We start from the raw sequence: 6,485 nt of genomic DNA on the forward strand, positions 1-6,485 counted from the left end.
AAATGGTACAGAACTGAACTTCGACGATTTCTCGCTGTACGTGAGCGTAGTGAAAGAATAATTAAATACTAACCCTGATTAACACGTAAAAGTTATGGCAGATAAGACAAGATACTCAGATGCTGAATTGGAAGAATTCCGCGCTATCATTATGGAGAAGTTAGAGTTGGCACAACGTGACTATGAACTGTTAAAGGCCAGCCTGACGGGTGCAGACGGTAATGACACCGACGATACATCTCCTACGTACAAAGTACTGGAAGAAGGTGCCAACACCTTATCCAAGGAAGAAACCACACGTCTGGCCCAACGCCAGTTGAAGTTCATCCAAGGATTGCAGGCTGCTTTGGTGCGCATTGAGAACAAAACATATGGCATTTGCCGCGAAACCGGCAAACTGATACCGGCAGAGCGCCTTCGTGCAGTGCCCCATGCCACTTTGAGCATCGAAGCTAAAAACAACGGCAAGAAATAAAAATGGGTAAATTCTTTACGAAGGGCCGGATAGCCTGCCTTATTATATTTTCGGTATTGGTTATAGACCAGATTATCAAGATTTGGATAAAGACCCACATGTACTGGCATGAGAGTATCCGGATTACGGATTGGTTCTATATATACTTTACCGAGAATAGTGGTATGGCTTTCGGTATGGAAATATTCGCCAAACTGTTCCTGACCTTGTTCCGCATTGCTGCAGTCACGGTCATTGGCTGGTTTCTGTACAAGTTCGTGAAGCAAGGCATGAAGACCGGATTTATCGTCTGTGTGTCTTTGGTCTTGACGGGAGCCTTGGGAAACATTGTCGACAGTGTGTTCTATGGCGTGCTGTTCAACGAAAGCACCCATTCGCAGATAGCCTCCTTCATGCCTGAAGGAGGGGGATATGCCCCGTGGTTCCATGGCAAGGTGGTGGATATGTTCTATTTCCCCATCATTGATACAAACTGGCCCGCATGGATGCCGTTTGTCGGTGGAGAACATTTCATTTTCTTCAGCCCGATATTCAATTTTGCGGATGCAGCAATCAGTTGCGGTATCATTGCTTTGCTGTTGTTCTACGGCAAGGACTTCAATGATGCCTATCATGCTGCCATAAAGAAATCATGAAAGGAATAAATCGAATTCAATGGTGTAGCGTAGTCCTTCTGGCGTTCAGTCTGACGGCTTGTAAGGTGAAAAGACCTGAGACCGTCCTTCCGGATGCCAAGATGGAAAACGTGCTTTATGATTATCACATAGCCAAAGCTATGGGTGAAGAAGTGCCGTATAACGAAAGTTATAAGCGGGTGCTATACATTGAATCGGTTTTCAAGAAATATGGCATTACTCAGGCCGATTTTGACTCTTCTATGGTCTGGTTTGCCCGTAACCCGGAAGTACTTACCAAAATCTACGAGAAAGTGAATGTACGGTTGAAAGCCGAGAGAGACGGTATCAACCACTTGATTGCCCTGCGTGACAACAAGCCGAAAGAATCACTTCCCGGAGACAGTATCGACGTGTGGATATGGCAGCATATCTATCAGTTGACGGGTATGCCCCTGGACAACAAGATAACGTTTACGTTGCCATCAGACACCAATTTCCACGACCGTGACACGCTGCGCTGGAGCGTGCGCTTCCGTTTCCACAACGGTGCACCGGACAGCATACATGCTCCGTTGATGGCGATGCAGGTTCTTTACGAAAAGAATGACAGTGTCATCAGTGCCATTCGGAAAGTACAAGACACAGGTGTGGAAACGCTCACCTTGTTTGCCGATACTTTAGGAGAAATCAAGGAAATACGCGGGTTCATCTATTATCCGCAGCAGGAGACTCCACAGCCTTTGCTGGCAGACCGTATCTCACTGATGCGCTATCACGCCACGGACAGCTTGGTCATTGCCCCAAAGGACAGCCTTCAGCAGGCGACAGACTCCCTTCGCAAAGACAGTATCGGAAAACCTGAGAAATTGAAACCTCTGGAAATTCAGGAGCAGGAAAATACCACGACTCCCAGAACCATACGTCCCCGTCCGAAAGCATGAAACGCTACGCTTCCCATTTTCTGTTTCTTCCCGGGCATGGCTATCTGAAACAATATGTGGTGGAGATAGGTGAAGGACAATGTGTATCACGTATCTTCCCATTGACAGAAGAGGTGGAGAATACGGAATGGCTACCGGGAGTTATAGCTTTGCTTACGGAGGTGGAAACAGACTATCCTCATTTTGATACGTGCTGCAATATACTGACGGCAATCCCTCCGGTTATCGAGGAAGAATTGCCTTATTTGATTCCCTGGTTGTTTTTTCCTTTTGATTTTACTACAATGCAGCCTGGCGCCGGAACTCAGCGCAAACTACTGCTGTGGCAATAGCCACGTTCAATGACTCCGAGGTCTCACGGCTGGCGGGATAATTCGGTATGTATAGTTTGCGGTTGATGAGTGCCTCCACTTCTTTTCCGATGCCATTTCCTTCATTACCCATCACAATCAGCCCATTTTTCGAAAGCGGTTGTCCGTACATATTCTCTCCGTCCAGGAAAGTGCCGTAAACGGGAATATCCTTCAGTGAGCGGATGAACTCGGGTAGGGGAGTATAATGCAGTCTGACGCGTGCGATACCTCCCATCGTGGCCTGCACAGTTTTGGGATTATAGATATCCACCGTGTTGGGCGAACAGAAAATATGCTCTATCCCGAACCAATCAGCAAGGCGGACAATCGTTCCCAGGTTACCGGGGTCTTGCACATCATCCAAAGCCAGACAGAGGGAGTGGCTGATGACGGAAATATCCGTCTCCTCATCCGGCTGCCGGAACACAGCCAGCACTTGTTGGGGAGTTTTCAGCAGGCTGGCACGCGAAAGTTCCTCCTCCGATACTTCCGTGACATCCGTTACGGTGGAGAGAGGGCGGTTCCGGGAAAGCCATTCTGAAGTTGCCAGCAAGAACTGACAAGGAAAATGTCCCAACAAATCCCCTACGAGTTTAGGTCCTTCTGCCAGAAATACCTTGTCGGCCTTCCGGTTCTTTTTCTGCTCCAACGAGTGGATATATTTAATGCGATTTTTACTTAATGCCATAGGACACACATGTTATCATTTGACAAAAATACGTGATTATTTCAATATAATCAAAAACTCTGCACTCTTCCGGCGTTTTTTATTTCGGGAACAAAAAAATACAAGTATATTTGTAGCTGTTTATGCGCAATTAATGACTCGGTATCCGCTACGCGATACTTACTACTATCGTACTTTTGTTGGCTTCCTGTTCTTCTACCAAATATGTGCCGGACGGCTCGTATTTGCTGGATGAAGTGCGCATACATACTGATAATAAGGAAGTAAAACCATCCAATCTCTCCATGTACATCCGCCAGAATCCCAATGCGAAGTGGTTCAGCCTGATAAAGACCCAGTTGTATGTCTACAACTGGTCCGGACGGGACTCTACACGCTGGATAAACCGTACATTGAGGAAATTAGGTGATGCCCCGGTCATATACAGTGAGGAGGAAACCAACCGGACCAGGGAAGAGATTACTAAGGCTGTGCAGAATATGGGCTATATGGGTGCTCTGGTGGAACCGGTACGCCAAGTCAAGAAGAAAAAGATGAAGTTGGTCTATAAGGTGACGACCGGCAAGCCCTATAAAGTGCGTACCTTGAAATATGATATCCGGGACAGTAAAATAAAGGAATACATGCGGCAGGATTCCGCAGTAACCCTATTGTCCGAAGGCATGTATTTTGATGTCAATGTACTGGATGCAGAACGCCAGCGTATTACAAACAAACTGCTTCAGAATGGATATTACAAGTTCAACAAAGAGTACATATCCTATACCGCAGATACCGTCCGTAATTCTTATCTGGTAGATTTGACGTTGCACTTGGCTCCATACAGGCAGCACAACGAGGATACACCGCAGAATCACCGGCAATACACTATCAATAAAGTGAGTTTCATTACCGACTATAATGTGTTGCAGGCATCTGCCTTGAACAGCATTGAGGTGAATGATTCATTGCACTACAAAGGATTCCCCATCTACTACAAAGACAAGCTTTATCTGCGTCCCAAAGTGCTGACCAACAATCTGCGCATCATTCCGGGAACTCTCTACAACGAGCAGAACGTGCAGCGTACCTACTCCAACTACGGACGCCTGCAAGCCCTGAAATATACCAATATCCGTTTTTTCGAAGTGCAGCAGAGTGACAGTGCAAAGCTCAACGCTTATGTGATGCTGACCAGAGGCAAGCATCAGTCCGTATCTTTTGAGGTGGAAGGCACAAACTCTGCCGGCGATTTGGGAGCTGCCGCTTCGGTGGCTTTTCAGCACCGCAACATGTTCAAAGGTTCCGAAACATTCATGTTCAAGCTACGTGGGGCATACGAGGCTGTGTCCGGTTTGCAGAGCTCCTTGAATCAAGACTACATAGAATTAGGTGCGGAAGCAACCATCAACTTCCCACGGTTTATGTTTCCCTTTGTATCCAGCGATTTCAAGCGGAGGATAAGGGCTACTACAGAATTCGGATTGCAATATAACTACCAGATGAGACCCGAATTCACGCGCATTGTAGCATCTGCCGGATGGAGCTACAAATGGGGAGTACAACAACAGCGTTCGCAGCATCGCATTGATTTGCTGGACATCAATTATCTGTATATGCCCAGCATAGACCAGACATTTAAAGAGGATTATCTGGAGAAAGACGAAAACTACATCCTCAAATACAATTATGAAGACCGTTTTATTGTCCGCACTGGTTATAGCTATATCTACAACAGCGCCGGAAGGGCATTGATGAATAATTCCGGCATCGGAAATTCCTATACCATCCGCCTCAATTTTGAATCGGCAGGTAACTTGTTGTATGCTGTGGCAAAGCTCGGAGGAATGAAAAAGAATGCATCGGGAGAATACACTTTGTTGAACATTCCTTTTGCCCAATACCTGAAAGGCGATTTTGACTTTGCCAAGAATCTGGTCATTGACAACCGCAATTCATTGGCATTTCATTTTGGTGCCGGTATTGCCATTCCATACGGCAATGCAACAATGCTTCCATTTGAGAAGCGCTACTTCTCCGGCGGCGCCAACAGTGTGCGCGGATGGTCTGTACGTGATTTGGGGCCCGGTTCTTTCCCCGGCGATAATAACTTCATGAACCAGTCGGGAGACATCAAGCTGGATGCCAGCATTGAATACCGCACACGGTTGTTCTGGAAATTCAGAGGAGCCCTCTTTGTAGATGCCGGGAATATCTGGACAATACGGGATTATAAAGACCAGCCGGGAGGTCAGTTTAAATTTGACAAGTTCTATAAGCAGATTGCCGTGGCATATGGTTTGGGATTGCGTCTTGACCTGGATTTCTTTGTATTGCGTTTCGACGGAGGTATGAAGGCCATCAATCCGGCTTATGAAAAGAAAAAAGACCGTTATCCCATTATTCATCCTAAATTCAGCCGCGATTTTGCTTTCCACTTTGCTGTGGGATATCCGTTCTAATGAAAGTTGAAAATGGAAAGTGAGAAATGCTTATTGGGCATCTATGTACCAGCCACTTTCCATTTTCAATTTTCCATTAATTAAAAGCGTAGTACGTGCCAATCATCGTCGCCTGACGTGCTGCTGCCACACCTTGGGCATCCAGCGTCACTGTCATTTCCTCACCGTTCGGAAGGGTCATTTGTGCAGTGCCGTCATTGTTCATTTGCAGCAATTCTGTGCTGACACCATCGGCAACAACATTCCAAGTATTCAACTCTTTGTTGTAAATGAGCTCCATAGAAGCAGTCTCACCTTCCTTGGTGATAGAATAACCGTTTTCAAGTGTCTCTACCAGATAGTCACCGTTTTCGCCTTTTACTTTCTTTACATCACCAATGCTGGCCATAGGGTTTGAACCACTCCAGAATTCGATGGAGTTGATGACCAACGCATCGGCCAGATAGCAAACGCCATATACCGGGATAATATTGAATGCCAAATAAACCAGTTCGTTTACAAACTTGGTACCAATACCTTGATTCCAGCTGACCAGTTTACTATGCAGTCCAAAAGAACCGATACAAGAACTGAAAAGAAACGAGCCGCAAATCATTACGGTCGCAGCCATCTTCAAATTGAACTTTTTCATAATCACTCTTTTTTATTTTACTGTGTTTAATTAGCTTTATAGCTCATCGAGTTATTTTAAGCATCCGCAAATATAGGATTTTTTACGAAAAAACATCCTATTTGAGCTTAAAATCTGTTTTCAGTAAAACGGAAGTGTCTATTTATGAGCTTTTTGAGAAAGAGCCTTTCCGATCCAACGGTCAACAGCAAACTTGCCCGGACCTATGATATACATCAATATGAACACTACCAGGTATACAAAAGCCAACTCTTTCGTGGCAAACGGGTCATTGCCGTGAATTACAAAAAAGGCAACAACCATTGTAAACATCATTGGTATCATAGCCAAACGATAGAG

Annotated in this window: 8 protein-coding genes; 5 read left to right on the forward strand and 3 right to left on the reverse strand. The window is 45.6% G+C overall.

The features are described from left to right. The first annotated feature begins 94 nt into the window (after positions 1-94). From ABUA47_RS18890 to ABUA47_RS18905, 4 genes are read left to right on the forward strand one after another with little or no spacing between them, the layout of a single operon-like run. Positions 95-475: a TraR/DksA family transcriptional regulator gene (locus ABUA47_RS18890; RefSeq protein ID WP_349831890.1), complete on the forward strand. Its 381-nt coding sequence runs from the start codon at positions 95-97 to the stop codon at positions 473-475. A 2-nt stretch (positions 476-477) separates the two neighbouring features. Beyond that, complete coding sequence (locus tag ABUA47_RS18895; protein ID WP_016273745.1) at positions 478-1,110, forward strand: lipoprotein signal peptidase; 633 nt, start codon at positions 478-480, stop codon at positions 1,108-1,110. After that, the gene (locus ABUA47_RS18900; RefSeq protein WP_035448513.1) at positions 1,107-2,033 is read left to right on the forward strand and encodes a DUF4296 domain-containing protein; all 927 of its coding nucleotides are present in this window, start codon (positions 1,107-1,109) and stop codon (positions 2,031-2,033) included. Before ABUA47_RS18895 ends, ABUA47_RS18900 begins: the two co-directional genes overlap by 4 nt. After that, positions 2,030-2,365: a hypothetical protein gene (locus ABUA47_RS18905; RefSeq protein WP_005837115.1), complete on the forward strand. Its 336-nt coding sequence runs from the start codon at positions 2,030-2,032 to the stop codon at positions 2,363-2,365. The genes ABUA47_RS18900 and ABUA47_RS18905 overlap by 4 nt, the downstream gene beginning before the upstream one ends. Here ABUA47_RS18905 and ABUA47_RS18910 read toward each other — a convergent pair. Then, positions 2,313-3,074 (reverse strand): TrmH family RNA methyltransferase, encoded by a 762-nt coding sequence (locus ABUA47_RS18910; RefSeq protein WP_008664596.1) that lies wholly within the window; start codon positions 3,072-3,074, stop codon positions 2,313-2,315. The two genes, ABUA47_RS18905 and ABUA47_RS18910, sit on opposite strands and share 53 nt — an antisense overlap. 143 nt (positions 3,075-3,217) lie before the next feature. Between ABUA47_RS18910 and ABUA47_RS18915 the strand changes: the two genes are divergently transcribed. Continuing rightward, positions 3,218-5,515, forward strand: a complete 2,298-nt coding sequence (locus ABUA47_RS18915) for a BamA/TamA family outer membrane protein (protein ID WP_349831895.1) — start codon at positions 3,218-3,220, stop codon at positions 5,513-5,515. 76 nt (positions 5,516-5,591) lie between these two features. Here ABUA47_RS18915 and ABUA47_RS18920 read toward each other — a convergent pair whose 3' ends face one another. Next, complete coding sequence (locus tag ABUA47_RS18920) at positions 5,592-6,146, reverse strand: DUF3332 domain-containing protein (protein WP_005837119.1); 555 nt, start codon at positions 6,144-6,146, stop codon at positions 5,592-5,594. A gap of 138 nt (positions 6,147-6,284) precedes the next feature. After that, the coding region (locus ABUA47_RS18925; RefSeq protein WP_410520192.1) for a DoxX family protein at positions 6,285-6,485 on the reverse strand (201 nt) is incomplete at its 5' end.

It is taken from the genome of Bacteroides sp. RTP31139st1_H2_RTP31139_211217, from assembly GCF_040227615.1.
GTDB classification, from domain to species: Bacteria; Bacteroidota; Bacteroidia; order Bacteroidales; family Bacteroidaceae; genus Bacteroides; species Bacteroides uniformis.

Coding starts and splice junctions, on each gene's coding strand:
- ABUA47_RS18890 (WP_349831890.1), top strand. CDS start 95: ATGGCAGATAAGACAAGATACTCAGATGCTGAATTGGAAGAATTCCGC.
- ABUA47_RS18895 (WP_016273745.1), top strand. CDS start 478: ATGGGTAAATTCTTTACGAAGGGCCGGATAGCCTGCCTTATTATATTT.
- ABUA47_RS18900 (WP_035448513.1), top strand. CDS start 1,107: ATGAAAGGAATAAATCGAATTCAATGGTGTAGCGTAGTCCTTCTGGCG.
- ABUA47_RS18905 (WP_005837115.1), top strand. CDS start 2,030: ATGAAACGCTACGCTTCCCATTTTCTGTTTCTTCCCGGGCATGGCTAT.
- ABUA47_RS18910 (WP_008664596.1), bottom strand. CDS start 3,074: ATGGCATTAAGTAAAAATCGCATTAAATATATCCACTCGTTGGAGCAG.
- ABUA47_RS18920 (WP_005837119.1), bottom strand. CDS start 6,146: ATGAAAAAGTTCAATTTGAAGATGGCTGCGACCGTAATGATTTGCGGC.